General features: G+C 58.6%; 18 protein-coding genes. 8 read left to right on the top strand and 10 right to left on the bottom strand.

Translation table 11 applies throughout. From position 1 onward, the window contains the following. Positions 1-361: 361 nt before the first annotated feature. The 5 genes from V1T76_RS11505 (at position 362) to V1T76_RS11485 (ending at position 5,591) form a co-directional block, all read left to right on the top strand. Positions 362-1,615, top strand: coding sequence for an ABC transporter substrate-binding protein (locus V1T76_RS11505; protein ID WP_330560795.1), 1,254 nt, complete (start codon positions 362-364; stop codon positions 1,613-1,615). 182 nt (positions 1,616-1,797) lie between these two features. Further along, entirely contained in the window at positions 1,798-2,712 is a 915-nt protein-coding gene (locus V1T76_RS11500; RefSeq protein ID WP_330560794.1) for a carbohydrate ABC transporter permease, read from the top strand. Between the two features lie 13 nt (positions 2,713-2,725). Beyond that, the gene (locus V1T76_RS11495; RefSeq protein ID WP_330560793.1) at positions 2,726-3,565 is read left to right on the top strand and encodes a carbohydrate ABC transporter permease; all 840 of its coding nucleotides are present in this window, start codon (positions 2,726-2,728) and stop codon (positions 3,563-3,565) included. After that, a complete protein-coding gene (locus V1T76_RS11490) occupies positions 3,562-4,596 on the top strand; it encodes a Gfo/Idh/MocA family protein (RefSeq protein ID WP_330560792.1) in 1,035 nt (344 codons plus the stop codon). The genes V1T76_RS11495 and V1T76_RS11490 overlap by 4 nt, the downstream gene beginning before the upstream one ends. Next, positions 4,593-5,591, top strand: coding sequence for an ABC transporter ATP-binding protein (locus V1T76_RS11485; RefSeq protein WP_330560791.1), 999 nt, complete (start codon positions 4,593-4,595; stop codon positions 5,589-5,591). The genes V1T76_RS11490 and V1T76_RS11485 overlap by 4 nt, the downstream gene beginning before the upstream one ends. Positions 5,592-5,911: 320 nt before the next feature. On the opposite strand, the gene V1T76_RS11480 is transcribed toward V1T76_RS11485, so the two are convergent. From V1T76_RS11480 to yghU, 3 genes are all read right to left on the bottom strand, one after another. After that, a complete protein-coding gene (locus tag V1T76_RS11480; protein WP_330560790.1) occupies positions 5,912-7,345 on the bottom strand; it encodes an NAD(P)(+) transhydrogenase (Re/Si-specific) subunit beta in 1,434 nt (477 codons plus the stop codon). Positions 7,346-7,357: 12 nt separating this feature from the next. Continuing rightward, positions 7,358-8,941, bottom strand: coding sequence for a Re/Si-specific NAD(P)(+) transhydrogenase subunit alpha (locus tag V1T76_RS11475; protein WP_006931425.1), 1,584 nt, complete (start codon positions 8,939-8,941; stop codon positions 7,358-7,360). Between the two features lie 395 nt (positions 8,942-9,336). Further along, positions 9,337-10,206 carry a glutathione-dependent disulfide-bond oxidoreductase gene (gene yghU / locus V1T76_RS11470; protein ID WP_330560789.1) on the bottom strand — a complete coding sequence of 290 codons (870 nt, stop codon included), beginning with the start codon at positions 10,204-10,206 and terminating at the stop codon, positions 9,337-9,339. A gap of 441 nt (positions 10,207-10,647) precedes the next feature. Here yghU and V1T76_RS11465 point away from each other — a divergent pair, with 441 nt between their 5' ends. Together V1T76_RS11465 and V1T76_RS11460 are read left to right on the top strand one after the other, a co-directional pair. After that, positions 10,648-12,048, top strand: a complete 1,401-nt coding sequence (locus V1T76_RS11465) for a selenium-binding protein SBP56-related protein (protein WP_330560788.1) — start codon at positions 10,648-10,650, stop codon at positions 12,046-12,048. A gap of 78 nt (positions 12,049-12,126) precedes the next feature. After that, positions 12,127-12,711 (top strand): hypothetical protein, encoded by a 585-nt coding sequence (locus tag V1T76_RS11460; protein ID WP_330560823.1) that lies wholly within the window; start codon positions 12,127-12,129, stop codon positions 12,709-12,711. A 17-nt stretch (positions 12,712-12,728) separates the two neighbouring features. On the opposite strand, the gene V1T76_RS11455 is transcribed toward V1T76_RS11460, so the two are convergent. Beyond that, positions 12,729-13,988: a M24 family metallopeptidase gene (locus tag V1T76_RS11455; RefSeq protein WP_330560787.1), complete on the bottom strand. Its 1,260-nt coding sequence runs from the start codon at positions 13,986-13,988 to the stop codon at positions 12,729-12,731. 95 nt (positions 13,989-14,083) lie between these two features. Here V1T76_RS11455 and V1T76_RS11450 point away from each other — a divergent pair, with 95 nt between their 5' ends. Then, positions 14,084-14,971: a LysR family transcriptional regulator gene (locus V1T76_RS11450; protein WP_330560786.1), complete on the top strand. Its 888-nt coding sequence runs from the start codon at positions 14,084-14,086 to the stop codon at positions 14,969-14,971. A 4-nt stretch (positions 14,972-14,975) separates the two neighbouring features. On the opposite strand, the gene V1T76_RS11445 is transcribed toward V1T76_RS11450, so the two are convergent. From V1T76_RS11445 to egtB, 6 genes are all read right to left on the bottom strand, one after another. Further along, positions 14,976-15,407, bottom strand: a complete 432-nt coding sequence (locus tag V1T76_RS11445) for a universal stress protein (protein WP_330560785.1) — start codon at positions 15,405-15,407, stop codon at positions 14,976-14,978. After that, positions 15,404-18,040: a TRAP transporter permease gene (locus V1T76_RS11440; protein ID WP_330560784.1), complete on the bottom strand. Its 2,637-nt coding sequence runs from the start codon at positions 18,038-18,040 to the stop codon at positions 15,404-15,406. Before V1T76_RS11440 ends, V1T76_RS11445 begins: the two co-directional genes overlap by 4 nt. Positions 18,041-18,226: 186 nt before the next feature. Next, positions 18,227-19,195, bottom strand: a complete 969-nt coding sequence (locus V1T76_RS11435) for a TAXI family TRAP transporter solute-binding subunit (protein WP_442970107.1) — start codon at positions 19,193-19,195, stop codon at positions 18,227-18,229. Between the two features lie 52 nt (positions 19,196-19,247). Beyond that, a complete protein-coding gene (locus tag V1T76_RS11430) occupies positions 19,248-20,117 on the bottom strand; it encodes a MurR/RpiR family transcriptional regulator (RefSeq protein ID WP_330560783.1) in 870 nt (289 codons plus the stop codon). Between the two features lie 484 nt (positions 20,118-20,601). After that, positions 20,602-21,549 carry an L-histidine N(alpha)-methyltransferase gene (gene egtD / locus V1T76_RS11425; protein ID WP_330560782.1) on the bottom strand — a complete coding sequence of 316 codons (948 nt, stop codon included), beginning with the start codon at positions 21,547-21,549 and terminating at the stop codon, positions 20,602-20,604. After that, positions 21,549-22,814: an ergothioneine biosynthesis protein EgtB gene (egtB, locus tag V1T76_RS11420; RefSeq protein WP_330560781.1), complete on the bottom strand. Its 1,266-nt coding sequence runs from the start codon at positions 22,812-22,814 to the stop codon at positions 21,549-21,551. The genes egtD and egtB overlap by 1 nt, the downstream gene beginning before the upstream one ends. Between the last annotated feature and the right edge of the window lie 153 nt (positions 22,815-22,967).

The following is a 22,967-nucleotide window of genomic DNA, read 5'->3' as shown; positions in this document are numbered from 1 at the left end:
CCCGTTTTGGTCGATCTTAAACGTGTCGCAATGATACCTTTAAACAGAAAAACCATAAAAAATAATTCCAATATAATACCAATAATCTGTTCAACAGTATGATTTCTTGGTCAAAAAATGATTTTCACGAATTCAAACTAATAGGTCGACAAGTGGTATCAAATAGGTATTATATATCGCGAGCAGGAGGGCTGAAGCTCTCCGGCGCATGGTGTTCTGTATCTGGCGGTAAAACAAAAACGTGAAAGGCAGCGGCAGGCCTTATTAGGGCAGGCCGGGCCAGGAAACGGGATAGTCTCCAACGTCGTGAGCGAGCACCATGGAACGTCCAGCAATGGATGGAACTTTTCGGAGGTGTCTTATGAAACGCAATATTCTCGCTCTGGCGATGGCCAGCACTGCGCTCTTTACGTCCGCGGCTTTCGCCGAAGACGTCACGCTGACAATTGAAAGCTGGCGCAACGACGATCTCGCGCTGTGGCAGGAAAAGATCATTCCGGCTTTCGAAGCCTCGCATCCCGGCATCAAGCTGAAATTCACCCCGTCCGCGCCGACGGAATACAATGCCGCGCTGAACTCCAAGCTCGATGCCGGCTCCGCGGGTGACCTGATCACCTGCCGCCCGTTCGACGCCTCGCTGGCGCTTTATGAAGCCGGACACCTGGCGGATCTGTCCGGCATGGATGCCATGGACAACTTCTCCGACGTGGCAAAGGCCGCGTGGCAGACCGATGACGCTTCGGCAAGTTTCTGTGTTCCGATGGCCGCCGTCATTCACGGTTTCATCTACAACAAGGACGCGTTTAACGAACTGGGTATCGAAGTTCCGACGACCGAGGAAGAGTTCTTCGCCGCTCTCGACAAGATCAAGGAAGACGGCACCTATATCCCGATGGCCATGGGCACCAATGACCAGTGGGAAGCGGCCACCATGGGCTACAACAACATCGGCCCGAACTACTGGAAGGGCGAGGAAGGCCGCAAGGCGCTGATCGCAGGCGAGCAGAAGCTCACCGACGAGCAGTGGGTTGCGCCTTACGCCACGCTGGCAAAGTGGGCGCCATACCTGGGTGACGGCTATGAGGCACAGACCTATCCGGACAGCCAGAACCTGTTCACGCTCGGCCGCGCCGCGATCTATCCGGCCGGTAGCTGGGAAATCTCCGGCTTCAACACCCAGGCTGATTTTGAAATGGGCGCCTTCAAGCCGCCGGTCCGCAATGCCGGTGACAAGTGCTACATCTCCGATCACACCGATATCGGCATCGGTATGAACGCCAAGACCGAGCATCCCGAACAGGCCAAGGAATTCCTGGCATGGGTGGCTTCTCCGGAATTTGCGGCCATCTTCGGCAACGCTCTGCCGGGCTTCTTCCCGCTGTCCAAGACGCCTGTTGAGCTGGAAGATCCGCTGGCGAAGGAATTCGCAAGCTGGCGCGGCGAGTGCGAAAGCACCATCCGGTCCACCTATCAGATCCTGTCTCGCGGCACACCGAACCTGGAAAACGAAACCTGGGGTGCATCCGCTGCGGCCATCAAGGGCACGGAAACGCCAGAGGCACTCGGCAAGAAGCTGCAGGACGGCCTGGCAAGCTGGTACGAGCCGCAGAAGTAATCTGCACAAATGACAAATGGTTTCCGGGGCGGCATTCGCATCGCCCGGGAACTCTGTTCCCGGGCCAGCTTCGGCTTGCCCCTGGGAAGTCTATATCCCGGACAAGCCGAAGGCTTGCCCCAGGAACATCTGTATCCCGGACAAGCCGAAGGCTTGCCCGGGGCATTTGACCGGAGCTTCTTATGAGCAGGCCTCGCTTCCGCTGGCATATCGTCGTGTTTCTGGCCCCAGCGGTCCTTGTCTACACGGCCGTGATGATCTTTCCCCTTTTCAACACGCTTCGCCTTGCCCTTTACAGCAAGGTTGATCAGGAGCGCGTCTTTGTGGGGTTGCAGAATTTCATCACGCTTCTTGGCGATCCGCTCTGGTCGGATCAGTTCTGGAACGCGCTGGGAAACAATTTCTGGTTCTTCCTCGTTCATATGCTGGTCCAGAACCCCATCGGTGTCGCGCTGGCAGCCATTCTCAGTCACCCACGGCTTCGGTTCGCAGCCTTCTATCGCTCGGCGATCTTCATTCCGACGATCCTCTCCTTCGTGATTGTCGGTTTCGCCTGGAAGCTGATCCTGTCGCCAATCTGGGGCATTGCGCCCTCCATGCTGGATGCCGTCGGCCTGAAATCGCTGTTCGCGCCCTGGCTCGGCAAGGAAGAATACGCATTGACTGCGCTGTCACTCATTTCGGTCTGGCAGTTCGTGGGCATTCCGATGATGCTCATCTATGCCGCGCTTCTGTCGATTCCCGAAGAGATCCTGGAAGCCGGCGAGATCGACGGCATCACCGGCATGTCGGCCTTCTGGAAGATCAAGCTGCCGCTGATCCTGCCGTCCATCGGCATTATTTCGATCCTGACCTTCGTCGGCAATTTCAATGCTTTCGACCTGATCTACACGGCGCAGGGGGCATTGGCAGGGCCGGATTTCTCGACCGATATTCTCGGCACCTTCATGTACCGCACGTTCTTCGGGTTCCAGCTTCAGCTCGGCGATCCCTACATGGGCTCGGCAATCGCCAGCGCCATGTTCGCGATCATCCTGATAGGCGTCTGTCTCTACCTCTTCGGCATCCAGACCCGGATGCGCAGATATCAGCTGTAAGGGAGGTCGTCACATGAACAAGGCGCGTACCAACCCGCTGAACACCGCCGCCATGCATGGCGCCCTGATCCTCTACACGCTGATCGCGCTGTTCCCGGTCTTCGTGATCCTGATCAACAGCTTCAAATCGCGAAAGGCGATCTTCCGCGAACCGCTGGCATTGCCCAATGCCGACAGCTTCTCGATGATCGGCTATCAGACCGTCATGAAGCAGGGGGATTTCTTCCTCTACTTCCAGAACTCCATGATCGTCACCGTAGTATCGTTGACCTTCATTCTGGTTTTCGGGGCCATGGCGGCCTTTGCCCTCAGCGAATACCGCTTCAAGGGCAATATGCTGATGGGTCTCTACCTGGCGCTCGGCATCATGATCCCGATCCGCATCGGCACCGTGGCCATTCTGGAAATGATGGTTGCCACCGGCCTGGTCAATTCGCTGATGGCATTGATCCTGGTCTATACGGCACAGGGGCTGCCGTTGGCGGTGTTTATTTTGAGCGAGTTCATGCGGCAGGTGTCGGACGATCTGAAGAACGCCGGACGTATCGACGGGCTGTCGGAATACACGATCTTCTTCCGCCTCGTGCTGCCGCTTGTGCGTCCGGCAATGGCGACGGTTGCCGTCTTCAACATGATCCCGATCTGGAACGATCTGTGGTTCCCGTTGATCCTCGCCCCGGCTGAAGAAACCAAGACCCTGACCCTCGGCAGTCAGGTGTTCATCGGCCAGTTCGTCACCGACTGGAACGCGGTCCTGTCAGCGCTTTCCATGGCGATCCTGCCGGTGCTCGTTCTTTACGTCATCTTCTCGCGCCAGCTCATCCGCGGCATTACCTCGGGAGCTGTCAAATGATCCGGGTTCTGATTGTCGGCCTCGGCAACATGGGGCTTTCGCACGCGCTGGCGCACCACAAGCATGAGGGGGCCGAGATCGTCGGCCTCGTCAACCGCTCCGGGCAGGTAACGCACCCGGACCTTGCCGCTTATCCGGTCTTCACGGATTACGAAACGGCACTGGAAACGACCAAACCGGACCTGGTGGTGATCTCCACCTATTCCGACACCCATGCGGACTATGCTGTCGCTGCGATGCAGGCAGGTGCCCATGTCTTTGTCGAAAAACCGCTTGCGACCACCGTGGCCGATGCCTCGCGGGTGGTCGACTGCGCAAAGAAAACCGGCCGCAAGCTGGTGGTCGGCTATATCCTGCGACATCACCCCTCCTGGGTTCGGTTGATCGAGGAGGCGAGGGAGCTTCGCGGACCATATGTTTTCCGCATGAACCTCAATCAGCAGAGCACAGGCGCGGAGTGGGAGACCCACAAGGCTCTGATGAAGACGACTGCGCCTATTGTCGATTGCGGTGTCCATTATGTCGATGTCTGGTGCCAGATCACCGACGCCGAACCCGTTAAGGTTCACGGCATGGGCCTGCGGCTTTCCGACGAAATTGCGCCTGACATGTACAATTACGGCCAGTTTCAGGTCTTCTTCGACGATGGCTCGGTCGGCTGGTACGAAGCCGGCTGGGGACCGATGATGTCCGAGACAGCCTTCTTCGTGAAGGATGTTGTCTCGCCCGCCGGTTCTGTCTCGATTGTCGAGGACGACAAGGGCGCATCCGCCGATGTTGACGGCCACACGCGGGTCGGCGGGCTTCTTGTCCATCGACCGGAAGGGGACAGGCGCATCGACCTGCCGGGCGAACCTGGCCATCAGGAACTTTGTGATGCAGAGCAGGCTTTCATGCTGCGCGCGATTTCAGAAAACATCGATCTCAGCCGGCACATGCAGGATGCCGTCCGGTCGCTGGCAATTTGCCTGGCGGCCGACGAGAGCATCCGCACCGGTCACTCAGTCATGCTAAAGGAGCTAACGCCATGACGGCGCTAACCCTGACAAACGTCAACAAGTCATTCGGCAATGTCCATGTCCTGAAGGACATCAATCTTGAGGTGGAAGACGGCGAGTTCGTCGTTTTTGTCGGGCCGTCCGGATGTGGCAAATCCACCTTGTTGCGCGTGATCGCTGGTCTTGAAGACGTGTCCTCCGGCGAGGTTCGCATTGGCGGGGAGATCGTGAACACGACGCCGCCGTCCAAACGCGGCATTGCCATGGTGTTCCAGAGCTATGCTCTTTATCCGCATCTGAACGTGCGCAACAACATGACCCTCGCGCTCAAGCAGGAAAAGCAGAGCAAGCAGGTGATCGAGCAGCGTGTTGCCGAGGCTACCCGCATGCTGAACCTCGAGGACTATCTCGACCGCTACCCGTCGGAACTCTCCGGTGGCCAGCGCCAGCGCGTCGCGATCGGCCGGGCCATCGTGCGCCATCCGAAACTGTTCCTCTTCGACGAACCGCTGTCGAACCTGGATGCGGCGCTGCGCATGAACACAAGGCTGGAAATCGCAAACCTGCACCAGCAGCTCAAGACCTCGATGATCTATGTGACCCACGATCAGTCCGAAGCCATGACGCTGGCCGACAAGATCGTCGTTCTCCGCGCTGGCCGCGTCGAACAGGTCGGCAGTCCGATGGAGCTTTACAACAACCCGGTCAACCAGTTCGTGGCAGGGTTCCTGGGCTCACCGGCCATGAATTTCATGCCCGCAAGCCTGATTAGCGAAGGCGACACCCGCACGCTGGGGGTGCGACCGGAAGACCTGTTCCAGAGCGACCAGGGGCAACTCAAGGCGTCCGTGCAGCATGTGGAACAGCTCGGCGGCGACACCAACGTGATCGCGAAGGTGAAAGACCAGCAGATCACTGCACGGCTCTTCGGTCAGCACGACATCAAGCCAGGTGCCGAGTTGAGCTTCGGCATCGCGGAAGGCAAGTCGTTCTATTTCGACAAGGACGGTGCCCGCCTTCGCGGATAGGGCACTTCTTTTGGAAACAACACAAAGGCCACCTGGAAGGGATCCCGGTGGCCTTCGTTTTTTTAGGGGCCGTCATTCCGGACAAATCAGGCGAAGCCGAACGCCGATCCGGACTCCAGATATATTCGTGCCGAAGGCACACCGAACCGGAATTGAAAGAGCGGCGGCGTTCGCTGCGCTCACGCTGATATCTGGGTTCCGGATCGGCGCCCAACTTGTGTTGCGCTTGTCCGGAATGACGGTGGATGGGGCGGGGCTCTGCCATCAAAAAAGCCGCCCCGGTCTCCCGGGACGGCTTCTCGATATCTCGTCACTCAGACTTAGCCGATCTGGGTCAGCAGCTTGTCGAGGCTGGCCTTGGCGTCGCCGTAGAACATCCGGGTGTTCTCCTTGTAGAACAGCGGGTTCTCGATGCCGGAATACCCCGTGCCCTGACCGCGCTTGGAAACGAAGACCTGCTTCGCTTTCCAGACTTCCAGAACCGGCATGCCGGCGATCGGGGAGTTCGGGTCTTCCTGGGCAGCCGGATTGACGATGTCGTTGGAACCAATGACGATCACGACATCCGTTGACGGGAAGTCCTCGTTGATCTCGTCCATTTCCAGAACGATGTCATATGGCACCTTGGCTTCGGCAAGGAGCACGTTCATGTGGCCGGGAAGGCGGCCTGCGACCGGGTGGATCGCGAAGCGTACTTCCTTGCCCTTGGACCGCAGACGCTTGGTCAGTTCACTGACCGACTGCTGTGCCTGGGCAACCGCCATGCCGTAGCCCGGAACGATGATGACGCTGTCGGCATCTTCGAGCGCTGCAACAACGCCGTCGCTGTCGATTGCGATCTGTTCGCCTTCCACTTCCATGGCCGGGCCGGTGGTATTGCCGAAGCCGCCGAGGATAACGGAGACGAACGACCGGTTCATCGCCTTGCACATGATGTAGGACAGGATCGCACCGGACGAACCGACCAGCGCGCCGACCACGATCAGGAGATCGTTGCCGAGCGAGAAGCCGATGGCGGCCGCGGCCCAGCCCGAATAGGAGTTCAGCATCGACACCACCACCGGCATGTCGGCGCCGCCGATGCCCATGATGAGATGGTAACCGATGAAGAACGCCAGCAGCGTCATCAGGATCAGCGTCCAGATGCCCGCACCGTTCAGGAACATCAGCAGCAGGATGACGCTGAGCGCTGCCGCACCGGCGTTCAGCATGTGGCCGCCCGGCAGTTTTTCTGCCTTGGAGGTCACCTTGCCGGCCAGTTTGCCGAAAGCGACGACGGAGCCGGTGAAGGTCACGGCACCGATGAAGACACCCAGGAACACCTCGACCTTGAGGATCGACTGTTCGATCGGCGTCTTGTGCGCCAGGATCGCGGCAAAGCCTTCAAGCGCATGGCGCTCTTCTTCGCCCATCGCCAGCACGTTGCCGAGTTCGATATAGGCATTGTAGCCGACGAAGACGGCGGCCAGACCCACAAGCGAGTGCATGGCTGCAACGAGCTGGGGCATTTCGGTCATCTGGACGCGCTGCGCCACAAAATACCCGATAATGCCACCTGCAGCGATCAGGATCAGAGACAACAGCCACAAGCCGGAGCCCGGGCCGATGAGGGTGGCGACAACGGCCAGTCCCATGCCCGCGATGCCGTACCAGATCGCGCGCTTGGCGCTTTCCTGACCGGAAAGGCCGCCCAGGGACAGGATGAACAGAACAGCCGCAACAACGTAAACGGCGGTTGTGAAACCGAATTCCATCTGCCGGCCTCCTTAGGATTTCTGGAACATGGCGAGCATGCGCCGGGTGACGAGGAAACCGCCGAAGATGTTGATCCCGGCCATGAAGACGGACAGACCTGCCAGCAGGATGACCAGGAAGGATCCCGACCCGATCTGCATCAGCGCACCGAGGATGATGATCGACGAAATGGCGTTGGTGACAGCCATCAGCGGCGTGTGCAGCGAATGGCTGACATTCCAGATGACCTGGAAACCGACAAAGACGGACAGCACGAAGACGATGAAGTGCTGCATGAAGCTGGCCGGGGCGATGAGGCCCACCAGCAGCAGCAGCAGGCCGCCGACTGCCAGCAGGGTCACCTGCTGTTTCGTCTGCGCCTTGAAGGCGGCTGCTTCCTGCGCGCGCTTTTCTTCCGGCGTCAGCTCTTTCGGCTTTTCCTTCGACTTTGCCGCAATTGCCTGCACCTTTGGCGGTGGCGGCGGGAAGGTGATCTCACCGTCATAGGTCACGGTCGCGCCACGGATGACGTCGTCTTCCATGTTGTGAACGATCTGACCGTCCTTTTCAGGGGTCAGGTCAGTCAGCATGTGGCGGATGTTGGTCGCATAAAGCGTGGAGGATTGAGCCGCCATGCGCGAGGGGAAGTCGGTATAACCGATAATCGTCACACCGTTCTCGGTGACGACCTTCTCGTCCTTGACAGTTCCATCCACGTTGCCGCCGCGCTCGGCCGCAAGGTCGACGATCACCGAACCCGGCTTCATGGCCTTGACCATGTCATCCAGCCAGAGCTTCGGTGCTTCCCGGTTGGGGATCAGCGCCGTGGTGATGACAATGTCCATCTCCGGCGCCAGTTCCCGGAACTTGGCGAGCTGGGCTTCGCGGAACTCCGGCGAGGAGACGCTGGCGTAACCGCCGGTCGCGGCGCCGTCCTGCTGTTCTTCCTCAAAATCCAGGTAGACGAATTGCGCCCCCATGGATTCGACCTGTTCGGCCACTTCCGGGCGAACGTCAAACGCATAGGTGATTGCGCCAAGCGACGTGGAGGTGCCGATGGCGGCAAGGCCTGCGACGCCTGCGCCGACAATCAGCACCTTGGCCGGCGGAACCTTGCCCGCAGCCGTGATCTGGCCGGTGAAGAAGCGGCCGAAATTGTTGCCGGCCTCAATGACGGCCCGGTAGCCGGCGATGTTGGCCATGGAGCTGAGAGCATCCATCTTCTGGGCACGCGAGATGCGCGGCACCATTTCCATGGCAATGACGTTGGCGCCCGATTCCTTCGCTTTCTCCAGCCCGTCGGCGTTGCTGCCGGGGTTGAAGAAGGAGATGAGGGTTTTGTCCTTGGTCAGATAGCCCAATTCCTTGTCGTCCGGCTGCCGGACCTTGGTCACGATGTCCGAATTTTTCCAGAGGGTTGCAGCAGTCTTGACGATTTCGACACCGGCTTCTTCATAAGCCTGGTCGGAAAATCCGGCGGCGGTTCCGGCTCCGCTTTGCACAAGGCAGGTGAAGCCGAGCTTCTGCAGCTGCTTTGCGGATTCGGGTGTCATCGCCACACGGTTCTCCCCGGGGAAGGTTTCCTTTGGTGTGCCGATCTTTAGGGCTTCTGGCATACGTCTCTCCAGCAAGTGTCGAGGAAATGGCCTGTGGTGAGGTCAAGTTGGCCGGTTCGGCGAACAAGCTCCCCCCGTGCGCCCTGTCCCTCACAAACGTGCTGCGAATTTAGAAACGAAAATTTTACTTATGACAAGGTGTCTTCCGATTGAATTTGGAGGGTATTACCGCACTGCACAGTCAGAGCAGCGCGATATAAATTTCACGGGATTTACAAAATAAGGGTATCGGAAACTGTGCCAGAGGGCATTCCGGAGTCGGAATACTCAAAAAGCGCCGGGAAATAGTAAATTTTCCCGGTCGCTTGCAATATCCAGCCTCTTTGACCCAAGACGGGGCGTGTAAAAATTTCCGGCGGCGGTTCCTGGGGACAGACCCTCCGCAAAACGAAATTTTATTCTGCAGCCGGGTCCAGGGCGGCTTTGGCATCCAGATCAGCTGAATCGTGACGCTCTGGAAGCTGCTCGTGATCTTCGCCCCAGGTGCGGTTCACCTTGCGCCCGCGCACAACTGCCGGGCGGGCATCGATCTTCTCGGCCCAGGCCAGAAGGTTCTTGTATTCGTGAACAGACAGGAATTCCGCGGCATCATAAGCCCGGCCAAGCACCATTCCGCCATACCAGGGGAAGATCGCCATGTCGGCGATGGTGTAATCGTCACCGGCGATATAGGGACGGTCGGCCAGAGCCTTGTCCAGAACGTCTAGCTGGCGCTTGGCTTCCATCGCAAAACGGTCGATGGGGTACTGATACTTTTCCGGCGCATAGGCGTAAAAGTGGCCGAAACCGCCGCCGAGATAGGGAGCAGAACCCATCTGCCAGAAAAGCCAGTTCAATGTTTCGGTGCGCTTGGCCGGGTCCTTTGGCAGGAACTCGTCGAACTTCTCAGCCAGATAAAGCAGGATGGAACCGGATTCGAACACGCGGGTCGGAGTTTCGGTCGAGTGGTCGACAAGGGCCGGGATCTTGGAATTGGGGTTGGCCTCCACGAAGCCGCTGGAGAACTGGTCGCCTTCGTTGATCTTGATCAGCCAGGCGTCGTACTCGGCGCCTTTGTGGCCGAGCGCCAGCAGCTCTTCGAGCATCACCGTCACCTTGACGCCGTTCGGGGTCGCCAGGGAATAGAGCTGAAGCGGGTGCTTGCCGACGGGCCGGTCCTTTTCATGGGTCGCACCTGAAACGGGCCGGTTGATATTGGCAAACTGGCCGCCGCTTGGCTGCTCCCAGGTCCAGACTTTGGGCGGGGTATAGGTCGGGTCACTCATAAGGATAGTCTCCGGAACGGGTCGTGCGGTAAACGGGAGCTAAGAACAGAACAATGGTCATTGTGATCCATCGCAATCTTACGATTAGATAGGCGGCAATCGCAGGATTGCCTAGGGCTGTTTTTAGGGCAAGGGCAAATAATTGCGCCGATGCTGGCCATTTCGAAATCGTGTTGCAACGAAACTTGATGTCGAGGTTTTCTGTTCTGGGCATCCCGGGAAAGTTGGGATGCGTTTTCGCCATCGACCCGTAATCTTATTTCGGGCATTCTTTGAGAACTGCAATCGGAATGGCCTTTGGTCCGGCAAGTGATCATCGGCAAAATCCGGATGCATGATGCATGACGAGCAGCATTGGAGACGTATTCGGGAGGTCGGCAAAAACAAGAAAAGGACTGCAGACATCCCGTCTTGAATTTCATCACGTTTAGGGAGGACGACATGAATTTGAGGCCTGATCCGAGTTTTTATCCGACGCCGCGCATGGCGATGGAAGCGCCGGTTGAAAAACTGGCTTTCACCCTGATGCTCAGTCCCGATTTCTCGCAGCCCGATGGCCTGGCCGTCGTCAATGTCGATCCGGAAAGCCCGGACTACGGCAAGATCGTCCACTCCGTCTTCATGCCGAACAAGGGCGACGAATTCCACCATTTCGGCTGGAACGCCTGTTCCTCGGCCCTGTCGCCATTGACGGGCCACGCCTTTCTGGAACGCCGCTATCTGATTATTCCGGGTATCCGGTCGTCGCGTATTTACATCATTGATGTGAAAGAGCCGCTGCAGGCGAAAATTCACAAGATCATCGAACCGGAGGAAGTCTTCGCCAAGACAGGCTATTCCCGCCCGCACACCATCCATTGCGGACCGGAGGGGATATATGTCTCCACCCTTGGCGGCAGCGGTGCTGACGGCACCGACGGGCCTCCGGGCATTTTCATCATGGACTGCGAGACCTTCGACATTCTCGGCCGGTACGAAATGGATCGCGGCATCCAGGACAAGCACTATGATTTCTGGTGGAACCTGCCGCGAGACTACATGGTGTCGTCCGAATGGGGGCTGCCGCCGCAATTCGAAAACGGGCTTGTCGCGGAAGATCTTCTGTCCAACAAGTATGGCCACAAGCTGCATTTCTGGGATCTTCGCGGGCGCAGGAACATCCAGACCATCGATCTTGGCGAAAACCACCAGATGGCCCTTGAGGTTCGTCCAGCCCACGATCCGGCCAAACAGTACGGCTTTTGCGGGGTTGTCGTCGACACCACCAACCTGCAGGGGGCGATCTTCACCTGGTGGCGCAAGGATGACGGCACGTTTGAAGCCAAGAAGACCATCACCATCGACCCGCAGCCGGCCGACCCGGCAGACCTGCCTGAACTCCTGAAAGGCTTTTCCGCGGTTCCGCCGCTGGTGACCGACATCGACCTCAGCCTTGACGACAAATATCTCTATGTTGCCTGCTGGGGCACGGGCGAGATGCACCAGTATGATGTCTCGGACCCGATGAATCCGACGCTTGCGGGCAAGGTCGAGATCGGCGGGATCGTGAAAAAGACCAAACATCCGAACGGCAAGACCTTTGGCTACGGACCTCAGATGGTCGAGATCAGCCGGGACGGCCAGCGGGTCTACTGGACAAATTCCCTCTATTCCACTTGGGACGATCAGTTCTATCCCGGAGAGGGCGGGGCCGCGATGGTAATGGCCCGTGTTGCGACCGGTGGCGGTTTGACGCTCGATCCGGATTTCTGGGTCGAGTTTCCGAAGGGATACCGCTCGCACCAGATCCGCCTCGAGGGCGGTGACTGTTCGACCGACAGTTTCTGCTTCCCGTCGGTCTAGGTTTTGGACGAGGCAAGTGTGACGGCTCTTTGGTGGGCCGTCATTGCATCGGGGCTCTATCATGGCCTGAACCCGGGCATGGGGTGGCCGCTGGCTGTGTCGGCCGCCCTGATGGAGCAGCGTGCGCTGGCCCTGCCGCGTGCGCTTGTCCTGCTTGCCGCAGGGCATCTGGCGGCAATGCTGGTCATTCTGCTGCCGTTTTCGGCGATGGCGGCGCTGGTGAACCTGGAAAGGGAAATCCGCATTGGGGCCGCCTGTCTAGTGATCGGCATGGGGCTTTACCTGCTGATCACCGATCGACATCCGCGCTTTCTGGCCCGGATCTCACCGGCGAAACTTGGCCTATGGTCCTTTCTGGTAGCGATTGCCCATGGTGCGGGCCTTATGCTGGTGCCGATCTATCTGGGCATCTGCGCGATGGAGCAGGAGGCCGGCCACGCAGCTGCAAGCACACTCATGGGTGCGGATCTCAAGATGGCGTTGCTGGTCGCAGCTGTTCACACGCTCGCCATGGCGCTTGCCGGTGGTCTTCTCGCTATCGGCGTCTATTTCTGGCTGGGCCTGCGCTTTCTGCAAAAGGCGTGGTTCAATCTTGACCGCGTCTGGGCTTCCAGCCTTGTTCTCGTCGGTGTGTTCGCCCTGTTCCTGGCGATTCGCAGCTGAGCCGTTAGGTCCATACCCTAAACCAGGAGATGTGCCTCGAACGGAAACCGGGACAGGGTCTCAATGCCGGTTTCGGTGATCAGGACCTGCTGTTCCAGCTTCACGCCTTCCTTCGCGCCTTTCTCGCCAATGAAGCTTTCAACACAAAGCGTCATGCCTGGCTCCACGATGCCGTCATAGCCGGCATCCGCAAAATCGCCGTGGTGATAGAGATAAGGGTATTCACCGGTCATGCCGCAGCCATGGGCGGACAGGTAGTAACGGTGGGCATAGTAGCGCTCGGGGATGTTCCACGCCCGGTCGGCATAATCACGGAAGCTCATGCCGGGCTTGAGGATGCCCATGTTGTGGTGAACCTGCTCATAGGCAACCTTGTAAAGCTCGCGCTGGGTGTCTGTCGGCCGATCCGGACCTGAATGGAAGGTGCGGGAAAAGTCAGCGTAGTAACCATGGCAGCCGACGACATCCGTATCGAGGGCAATCAGCTCGTTTGCGCCGATGACATTGTCCGATGTTTCCTGGAACCACGGGTTGGTGCGCGCGCCAGCGTTCAGGAGCCGCGTTTCGACGTAGTCACCGTTCTGCTCGATGATCGATTTATGCAGCACCGACCAGAGTTCAGCCTCTGTCAGTCCGGGGCGGATTGCCTCTCTCAGCTTGCCGACGCCAATCTCTGTGGCACGCAGGGACGCTATCACGCATTTCATTTCTTCCGATGACTTGATTGCGCGCGCCTTCTCTACCGGATGTTGCGCGTCGACCACGTTCAGACCGGCTTCTTTCAGCGCAATAGCAGTTCCCGCATTGAGCCGTTCCAAACCCACCGTAGCGTGCTTGAGGCCCGTCAGGTCATGGATCGTGTCTGCCATCTCCGTTGCCCAGGCGCGCTCCCGCTCGGCAATGTGCGGGCCGGCGGCGACGAAGCTTGCGGTTTTCGACGGACGGACTTCATCAACGGTTTCGTACCCCTGGCCAAGATGAAGGCAGCCGGTGAATTCGAACAGGATTGAGCGGTTCTGGGTCAACAGCAGGTAGCGCGACGGTGCGTTGCGCATGGAAAACACCTGCATATTCCGCGTGCCGGTCGCGTAGCGGATGTTGACCGGATCTGACAGGATCACCGCATCTACATTATATTCGGCCATCTTCTGCCGTACACGTTGTTGCCGATAGGTGCGCACGGCCACCAGGTCGATCCCTTCCACCTCGGGGGTTCGGTCGAGCTGCGACAGACCCTGAAGGTCACTGCGCTCCGCGTGCCAGTCCAGTTCCGCCATCTGTCATCGTCTCCAGTTCAACTAAATGGAATATTTAACAGGCAGCGGTTCTTTGAAAGATTGGAAAAAATCGGATCAATTGATAACCTGCAGTAATGCAATCCTATCGTAAATCACTTCCGCCACTCGACACATTGGTCTTCTTCGAAGCTGCCATGCGTCATCTGAATTTTACGGAAGCCGCCGATGAGCTGTTCGTGACTCAGGCTGCGGTTTCCAAACGCATCCGTCAGCTGGAAGACTGGCTGGGCGTTGACCTGTTCGAGCGGTCGGGCCGCAGGCTTCAGCCAACTGAAGCCGGGGCCTATCTGGCAGAGAAAACCGGCATGACGCTGGATTATCTGACACAGGCGCTGAGTGCGCTGAAAGTGCCCGAAAGGCCCGTCGTGCGGATCGCGTCAGTGACGGCACTTGCCGCCTTCTGGCTCCAGCCGAAACTCAAGGACTTTGCGCTGTCCGAAGAAGCCTGCCTGTTCAATCTGGCAACCGCAGACGATCTGGGAGACCTGCTGAAGCCCGAGCATGACCTTGTCATTCTGCACGGAGACGGCCGGTTTCCAGGCTGGCATTCGGAGCTTCTGTTTCAGGAGGCCCTGACACCCGTGGGGGCGCCGGAGATTATAGAATTCCTGCGGTCGGGAGGAGACGGTAAGCAGTCATCGCTTCTTAACTACCCGCGTTTGGCACCGAACTGGATCGACTGGGCTGGCTGGATCCAGCGCACAGGCAGAACGGACCTGAAGGATTGGCCTGTTGACATGTGTGCAAGTTACAACCAGTCCATAGGGTGGGCGTTGAAGGGGCAGGGGATCGCGCTTGGCGCCTTGCCGTTATTGCGGGAAGAGATTTCCTCCGGACGACTCGTGCCGCTGGATGGCGCTACGCTCAAGACGGGTATGGGCTATTTCATCGCCTGGCCGAACAAGCGACCGCTCGGCATGGACGCCGAGCGGCTGAAAGCCGCGCTTCTGTCAGATGGCTGAGGGCTTAGTCGCGCACCACATAGACCGAGCACTTGGAGTGACGCACCACCCGGGCCGCGTTTGGCCCAAGCAGGAATTCACTCAGATGCGGCTGGTGAGCCCCAATGACGATAAGATCCGCCCCGATCTTCTTCGCCACTTCGAGGATTTCCTCGTAAATCGAGCCGGTCGCAACCAGGTGCCGGATCTGGCTGTTTCTCTCGGCCCCCAGAATGCTTGAGACCTTCTCGACCAGCTTCTTCTGGGTTTCCACGACCATCTGGCCCTGGAAGTTCTCATCGAAGTAGGACGCAACAAGATTGATGCCGGCGCTCGGAACAACGGTGATCACGTCGAGCTGGGCCTCATCCAGACGGGCAAGTTTGTCGGCCGTCTCCAACACCATGCCGTCGTTGTCTTGCTGGATGTCGATAGCGCACAGGATGGATTTGCTCATGCCGCTACTCCTTCTTCACGGGGGCTCCGGCGTGCGCGGGCGCGCTGGAGCAGAACGACGAGGGCGAGAAGCAGAAGCCCCGGAATATAAATCAGTTCCTTGGGTAATTGATCCGCCTCGAGCCTGGCTTCCTTCACGACCACCGGTTCGTCGCCATAGAAGTCGAACGTGCCAAGCTGCTCGAAGTAAGGCGTTCCAGGGAAGGGTTCCTCCAACTTCAGCACGCCGTCCTCTTCGAGAGTCGTCAGGCCAAGCGCCTGCAACCTGGCTTCTCCGCCATCTTCGGTCCCGGGCGTGATGGCGATGCGTGTTTCCATCGTATTGCCGGTGTCGAAATCAGGACCGCTCAGCACCAGACGGATTTCGCTTCCTGCCGGCGCATCGCCAACTGCTTCGACGAAATGATCCGGAGGGACGATCTCGTACGGAGGCTGGATGCGGTTCATGAAGAAATCCGGACGGAACAGAATGAAGGCGACCAGCACCAGCGCGACGCTTTCATAGATCCTGTTTTTGGTAAGGAAGTAGCCCATCGTGCCGGCGGTAAACACCAGGATCGCTATCGTCGCCATGATGAAGACGAGTATGCCCTGGGTCACGGTGACGTCGATCAGAAGAAGATCGGTGTTGAAGATGAAGACGAAAGGCAGGGCAACGGTCCGCAGGGAATAGAAGAATGCGGTGAAGCCTGTCTTGATCGCATCGCCCCCCGACACCGCCGCCGCGGCAAAGGAGGCAAGCCCCACGGGTGGCGTCACATCCGCCATGATGCCGAAATAGAAGACGAACAGGTGAACGGCAATCAGCGGCACGATCAGCCCGGATTGCGCGCCGAGTTCGACCACCACACCGGCCATCAGGGAAGAAACGACGATGTAGTTGGCTGTCGTCGGCAGGCCCATGCCCAGCACCAGCGACAGAATGCCGACGAAGACCAGCATCAGCACCAGATTGCCGCCGGACACGAACTCGACGAGATCCGCCATCACTTGGCCAATACCGGTCAGGGTTACGGTGCCGACGATGATGCCGGCGGTTGCGGTGGCAAGACCGATGCCGATCATGTTGCGCGCGCCGTCGATCATGCCATGAACGAGATCGACGACCCCCAACTTGAAGGCTTCGACGGTCTCGCTCTCGCCCCGGAAGATCGCCTTGATCGGACGCTGGGTCAGGAGGATCGCGAAGAGAAGCGCCGTTGCCCAGAAGGCGGAAAGGCCCGGTGACTTCTGTTCAATCATCAGGAAGTAGACCAGAACGACAATCGGCAGCAGGTAGTAAAGCCCGGCCTTGTAGATCTGCGAGATATCCGGAAGCGTGATTTCCTTGGCATTGGGATCGTCCGGATGAAGATCATCGACGCTCGCGGCCAGTTTCAAAAGGGCGAGATAGGCAACGAAAACCAGCAATGCGAGAACCCAGGAGGCGCCTTCCGGCACCAGGGCGACAATCCAGCCGACCGGGTATTGCACACCATAACACAGAGCGGCAAAGGCGGCGAAGAACACGAACATGCCGATGATGGTGCGCAGGGTCGAAACGGTCTTATGCCCGATGGTGGGCATGTTCCGTTTAACGGCTTCCAGGTGCACGATGTAGACCAGCGCGATGTAGGAGATAACGGCCGGCAGAAAGGCGTGGGTGATCACGTCGACATAGGAAATGCCGACATATTCGACCATCAGGAAGGCGGCAGCACCCATCACCGGTGGCATGATCTGGCCGTTCACGGATGACGCGACCTCGACCGAGCCTGCCTGCTCGGAGGTGAAGCCGACTCGCTTCATCAGCGGAATGGTGAATGTACCCGTAGTGACGACGTTCGCGATCGACGAGCCGGAAATGAGGCCGGTGGCGGCAGAGCCGACGACGGCAGCCTTGGCAGGCCCACCCTTCAGGTGGCCAAGCGCGCCGAAGGCCATCTTGATGAAGTAGTTGCCCGCACCGGCCTTATCCAGCAAGGCACCAAAAAGCACGAACAGGAAGACGAATTTGGTGGAGACCCCGAGCGCGATGCCGAAGACGCCTTCCGAAGTGATCCACATGTGGCTCATCGCTTTTTGCAGCGAAGCGCCTTTCCAGCGGATGACCTCCGGGACCCATTCGGACGAACCGAAGAACACGTAGAGCAGGAAAACGGTGGCGACGATGGCCATGGCCGGGCCGAGCGCCCGGCGCGCGGCTTCAAACAGAACGACAATGCCCGCAAGCGCAAACCACTTGTCGGTGTCGTCCGCGAGCCCCCCGTTTGCAACGATCTTGTCGTAGAAGAAGAAACCGTAGAGCGAAATGAAGGCGCCGAAAATCGCCAGGGCCCAATCCTGAATCGGAACGCGGTGTCTCGGGCTGCTGGAAAGCGCCGGATAGGCCATGAATGCCAGGAACATCGCAAAGGCCAGGTGCACCTGGCGGCTGTTGTTGATGATGTCCGACGGCAGCACGTAGTAGACGATGGGCGAGGCGAGCAGAACCTGGAAACAGGACCAGATTAGCGCCACGGTGGCGATCATGATCCCCACGGATCCCGCGGGGTTTCTGGACCCGGAATCGGAGGAGGCTACGAGTTCCTGAAGTTCCGCTTCAGATAGTCCCTGTCGTTGGTCCCGTCCGTTCGGCTGGTTTTGCTCAGACATGAAGTTCCCCCCGGTCTTCCGGCTGAAGCGCAACGGCAATGTTGCGCGAGGCTGGCACCCGAAAGCCACGCAGCCCGTGGCATTTGTCAATTCTTTCAAGAAAAGCTTTGGCCCGTCATCTGGTCAATGGGCCGCAGCAGAGGAACGGGCCCGGTCAGGAACCGGACCCGCATTGCGCGAAAGGGCTTAGTTAATCCAGCCCTGTTCCTTGTAGTACTTCGCAGCACCCGGATGCAGCGGTGCAGACAGGCCGTCCTTCACCATTTCTTCCGGCTTCAGGTTGGCGAACGCAGGATGCAGCTTCTTGAAGGCATCGAAGTTTTCGAACACCGACTTGACCAGCGTATAGACGACTTCATCGTCCACCTTAGCGGAGGTGATGAAGGTTGCGCCGACGCCGAAGGTGGTGACGTCTTCGTCATTGCCGCGGTACATGCCGCCCGGAATGGTGGCCTTGCGGTAGTAGCTGTTGTCCGCGATCAGCTTGTCGACAACCTCACCATCCACGTTCACGAGTTTGGAATCGCACGCCGTGGTGGCTTCCTGAATGGAACCGGACGGGTGACCGACCGTGTAGACCATCGCATCGATCTGGTTGTCGCACAGGGCAGCAGACTGTTCCGCAGCCTTCAGCTCGGTTGCCTGCGCGAAGTCATCCGTGGACCAGCCCATGGCTTCCATCAGAACTTCCATGGTGCCGCGCTGACCGGATCCCGGGTTGCCGATGTTGACGCGCTTGCCTTTCAGGTCTTCGAAGGACGAGACGCCGCTATCGGCGCGGGCAACAACGGTGAACGGCTCCGGATGCACGGAAAAGACGGCGCGCAGGTCTTCGAACGGGCCCTTTTCCTCGAACTGGGAGGTGCCATTATAAGCGTGGTACTGCCAGTCGGACTGGGCAACGCCGAACTCCAGCTCGCCTTCGCGTACGGTGTTGATGTTGTAGACGGACCCGCCTGTGGATTCCACGGAACAGCGAATGCCGTGATCCTTCCGGCCCTTGTTCACCAGCCGGCAGATCGCTCCGCCCGTCGGATAATAAACGCCAGTCACACCACCGGTGCCGATGGTGATGAATTGCTCTGCAGAGGCTGCTCCGGTGAAGGCGATGCTGGTCGCCAGAACGGCGCCCGCAAGGTTCAGTTTCATCATCATTTGACTTGGCTTCCCTTTGTTTCATTTCTTGTGTCCGGCATGGCGATCCACGCTAGACGTTTTCAAATTCGTCGAGCAGACGATTGTGTCTGTCGACCTCCTGGATCCGGGCTTCCGCCTCGGCTCCGGCCCGCGCAACCAGCATGCCTGTGATGGTTTCGATAAGCACAAGCGTGGCTGCGTAAGACGAGAAAAAGTGAGGGCTTTCAGTGCGTTGTATGAAGTGGTAGGTCGCGAATTGCAATCCTGGAAAGGCGTGGCTGTCGGTCAGGACAATCACCTGTGCACCATTTCCTGCCGCCACTTCGGCCGCGCGCACCGAGCGATGGGCATAAGGGTGTTTGGAGAGGACGATGACCGTATCGTCTGAGGTAATGCCGGCAAGCGTGCTGCCCAGTGTCGCGCCATTGCGTCCGGCCACAATCCACCTGTCGTCGAACCACTTGGCCAGATAGGCGAAATAGTCGGTAAAACCAGCTGAGGCGAGGGCGCCGATCAGGATGATCTTCCGGGACTGGCTGAGCCGGTCGACAGCGGCATGCAGAACCGCCGGGTCGATGTCATCCACCAGCGCCTTGATATTGTCGATACAGGCGGAAACCTGACGCGGCAGCAGAGGCAGGTCGGCATCGGAGCGAAGCTTCCTGGCCTTGTCTCGAAACGTGTCCCGCCCGCGATGGCTCAATTCGTTCCGGGCCTGCTCGCGCAGGGCTTCGTAATCGGAAAAGCCCAAGGCTCTGGCAAGCCTTGTATAGCTTGCCGGCGAAACGCCACTGGCCGATGCGACCGAGCGCAGGCTTCGGGTGGCGATTTCAACCTGATTTTCTGCGATATAGTCCGCCGCCGTCCGCAAGGCATCGCTCAATTCGGCATAATTGGCCGAAATGGCGGTGCGCAAAGGGGGCGGCGAAATAGTTTCCATCCGGTTACTGTTTCATTTGTTTTTTACATTGTCAATTTGTGAAACAAATGTTTCGCACCGGGAGCCGCCTGTGCTCTGCGGTCGCAATATCTGGCTGTTTTTCGGCAGTCCCGGGTCTCGTCAGAAGCTTTTATCTATTGTTGAAAAAGATGAACCAGGCGCAGCAGATCCCGGACAAAGCTCAGATCCGCCCTCAAGAGAATACATGCATAAATTGAATTTATTAATGAATTTGCATCTAAGGGTTTTGTTTGTTATGGCGATGGGAAGTCCGACAGCGGAAGGTCTGACCTTTAGGCTCAAACACTGAACTCCTCGGCTCCCGCCTTGGGCGATCACAAGATTTTCCGGGTGTCACAGGCAGGGTCAAAAAGACCCCGGCGGCTTCATCGGGGGAGACCGAACAGACATTAGACAAAGCAGCAGTTTCGGTTTCGGGCGAGGCCTCCCTTAGGAGGCCTCCCGTTTGTTTGCTGCGATGGGCCTAGGCGGCCTGCAACGTGTAGATGGAGAACCAGTCGTTCTCGTCACTGTCGATGTCTGTGATCTGCCATCCGCCTTCGCGGGCGATGCCTTCAAAGGCGTCCTCGCTGTATTTGTGCGAGTTTTCCGTATGGATCGTCTCGCCCTTTGCAAAAGCGATGGTCTCACCGGCGATCGATACCGTCTGCTGCGTCAGGCTCTCCAGGTGCATTTCAATCCGGCTTTCGCTCACGTTCCAGATGGCTTTGTGCGCAAAGGTGGCGAGATCGAAAGTGCCGTCCAGTTCCCGGTTGATCCGTTGCAGAAGGTTCTGGTTGAACGCCGCCGTGATGCCTGCTGGGTCGTCATATGCTTCTTGCAGGACCTTTGCGTCCTTGGGCCGGTCGACGCCGATGATCAGGCTGGCCTCCGGCATGGCGGAACGAATGTTCGACAAGAGCGCCGCAGCCTCTGACTTTTCGAAGTTGCCGATCGTGGAGCCGGGAAAGAAGATCAGCACAGGCAGTTCAGGCAGCAGCGGAAGCTGTCCGAAGGGCTGCGTGAAATCGGCGGCAACCGGAATGACCGCCAGAGACGGGTACGCGCGGCGCACCCGTTCGGCGGCAGCCTTCAGATGGTTGGCAGAGATGTCTATCGGCATATAGACGGAGAGATCCGGAAAGGCGTCCAGCAGCAGATCTGTCTTGCGGCTCGATCCGCTTCCCAGTTCCACCATGGCACCACGCGCCCCGGGAAGACGGCGGTATTTCTTTGCGTTCTTCGTCAGGATCGAAATCTCGATGCGGGTCGGATAATAGGCGTCCAGTTCGGTAATCGCCTCGAACAGATGTGAGCCCACATCGTCATAGAGCCACTTGCTGCTGATGACCTTCCTGTCTTTCAACAGCCCGGCAAGAATGTCGTCTCGAAACAAATCTGCCTGCGCCTCAGGGGATACATGCTTGGTCATCATTGATCTCCCGCCAGCCTCAGGCCGAGCATCTGCCAGCGTTGGTGTGGATAGAAGAACGTGCGGTAGGAGGCCCGCATCTGTTCCTTCGGCGTTGCACAGGACCCGCCGCGCAGCACCATCTGGTTGACCATGAACTTGCCGTTGTATTCGCCAATGGCCCCCTCGGGTGGTCTGAAGCCCGGATAGGGGCTGAATGCGCTGCTGGTCCATTGCCAGACATCACCCCAGAGGCCGGGTTTGCGCCCAACCGGCAGAAACGCTCCGCTTTCCAGAAAATTGCCGTCAATCCCGGTCGGCTCTGCGGCGGCTTCCCACTCGGCTTCCGTCGGCAGCCGGTGTCCCGCCCAACGGGCAAAGGCGTCTGCTTCGTAATAGCTGACATGAACAACCGGCGCTGCAAGGTCGACCGGGCGGGGACCCTGCAAGGTGAACGTCCACCACTGATCGTCCTGCTGCCACCAGTAGAGAGGGCTGTCCCAGCCGTTCTGTTCCCGAACAGCCCAGCCCTCCATCAGCCAAAGCGTCTGGTTGGTGTAGCCGCCATCTTCCATGAAGGCGATCCATTCGCCGTTGGTGACAGGACGATCCGCCAGCCGGTAGGGCTCCAGCCAGACCTTTTGACGCGGCCCTTCGCAGTCATAGGCAAAACCGGTCCCTTGATGGCCGATTTCAAGAAGACCGCCGTCATAGGTCACCCACTTGGCGTCTTCGACCGCGCTCACTGGAACCGGTTTGGCTTCGACATAGGCAGGCAGCAGGGGGTTGAAGGAAAAGGCGTGCAGAAGGTCGGTTACCAGCAGTTCCTGATGTTGCATTTCATGATGGCAGCCGAGTGTGATCAGCTCTTCAAGCTTGTCCTGCTCCAGGGAAAAGGCGTTGCAGGCCAATCCTTCGCGCAGGGCGTCTTCCACATGGGAGCGGTATTCCAGCACATCGGCTGCGCTTGGCCGCGAAAGCAAGCCCCGTTTTGACCGGGTGTGCCTCGGACCTGCCTGGACATAGTAGGAATTGAACAGGACAGCGAAGCGATCGTCAGGCGGCCGATAGCCGGGCAGTGAAGGCTTCAGGATGAATTCTTCGAAAAACCAGGTGGTATGCGCCAGATGCCATTTCGGCGGGCTGGCATCTTCCATGGATTGCAGCCCCATGTCCTCAGGAGAGAGCGGTGCGGCGAGCGCGAGTGTTTGTGCCCTGACCTGTTCGAACAGGTCCGTAACGTCGGAACGCGGTGCTTCCTGCATCCGCTCATCCAGCAAAGTCATATCTATCCCTCCACGCGGGAACCGGCTGCTGTGCCTCCAGCCGAACCTGTGTCTGCCACCAAGCGGTCTCTAGATAGGCAACGAACGCGGCATTCCAATGCCGGAAATCGCACCCACCCTGTGCATAAATGCGCGGTCAAAGCTGTTGGTTGC

Source organism: Roseibium sp. FZY0029, from assembly GCF_036350355.1.
In the GTDB taxonomy this organism is placed as follows: domain Bacteria; phylum Pseudomonadota; class Alphaproteobacteria; order Rhizobiales; family Stappiaceae; genus Roseibium.
The sequence above is the reverse complement of the archived record's forward strand: the minus strand, read 5'-3'. Positions and strand labels throughout refer to the sequence as shown.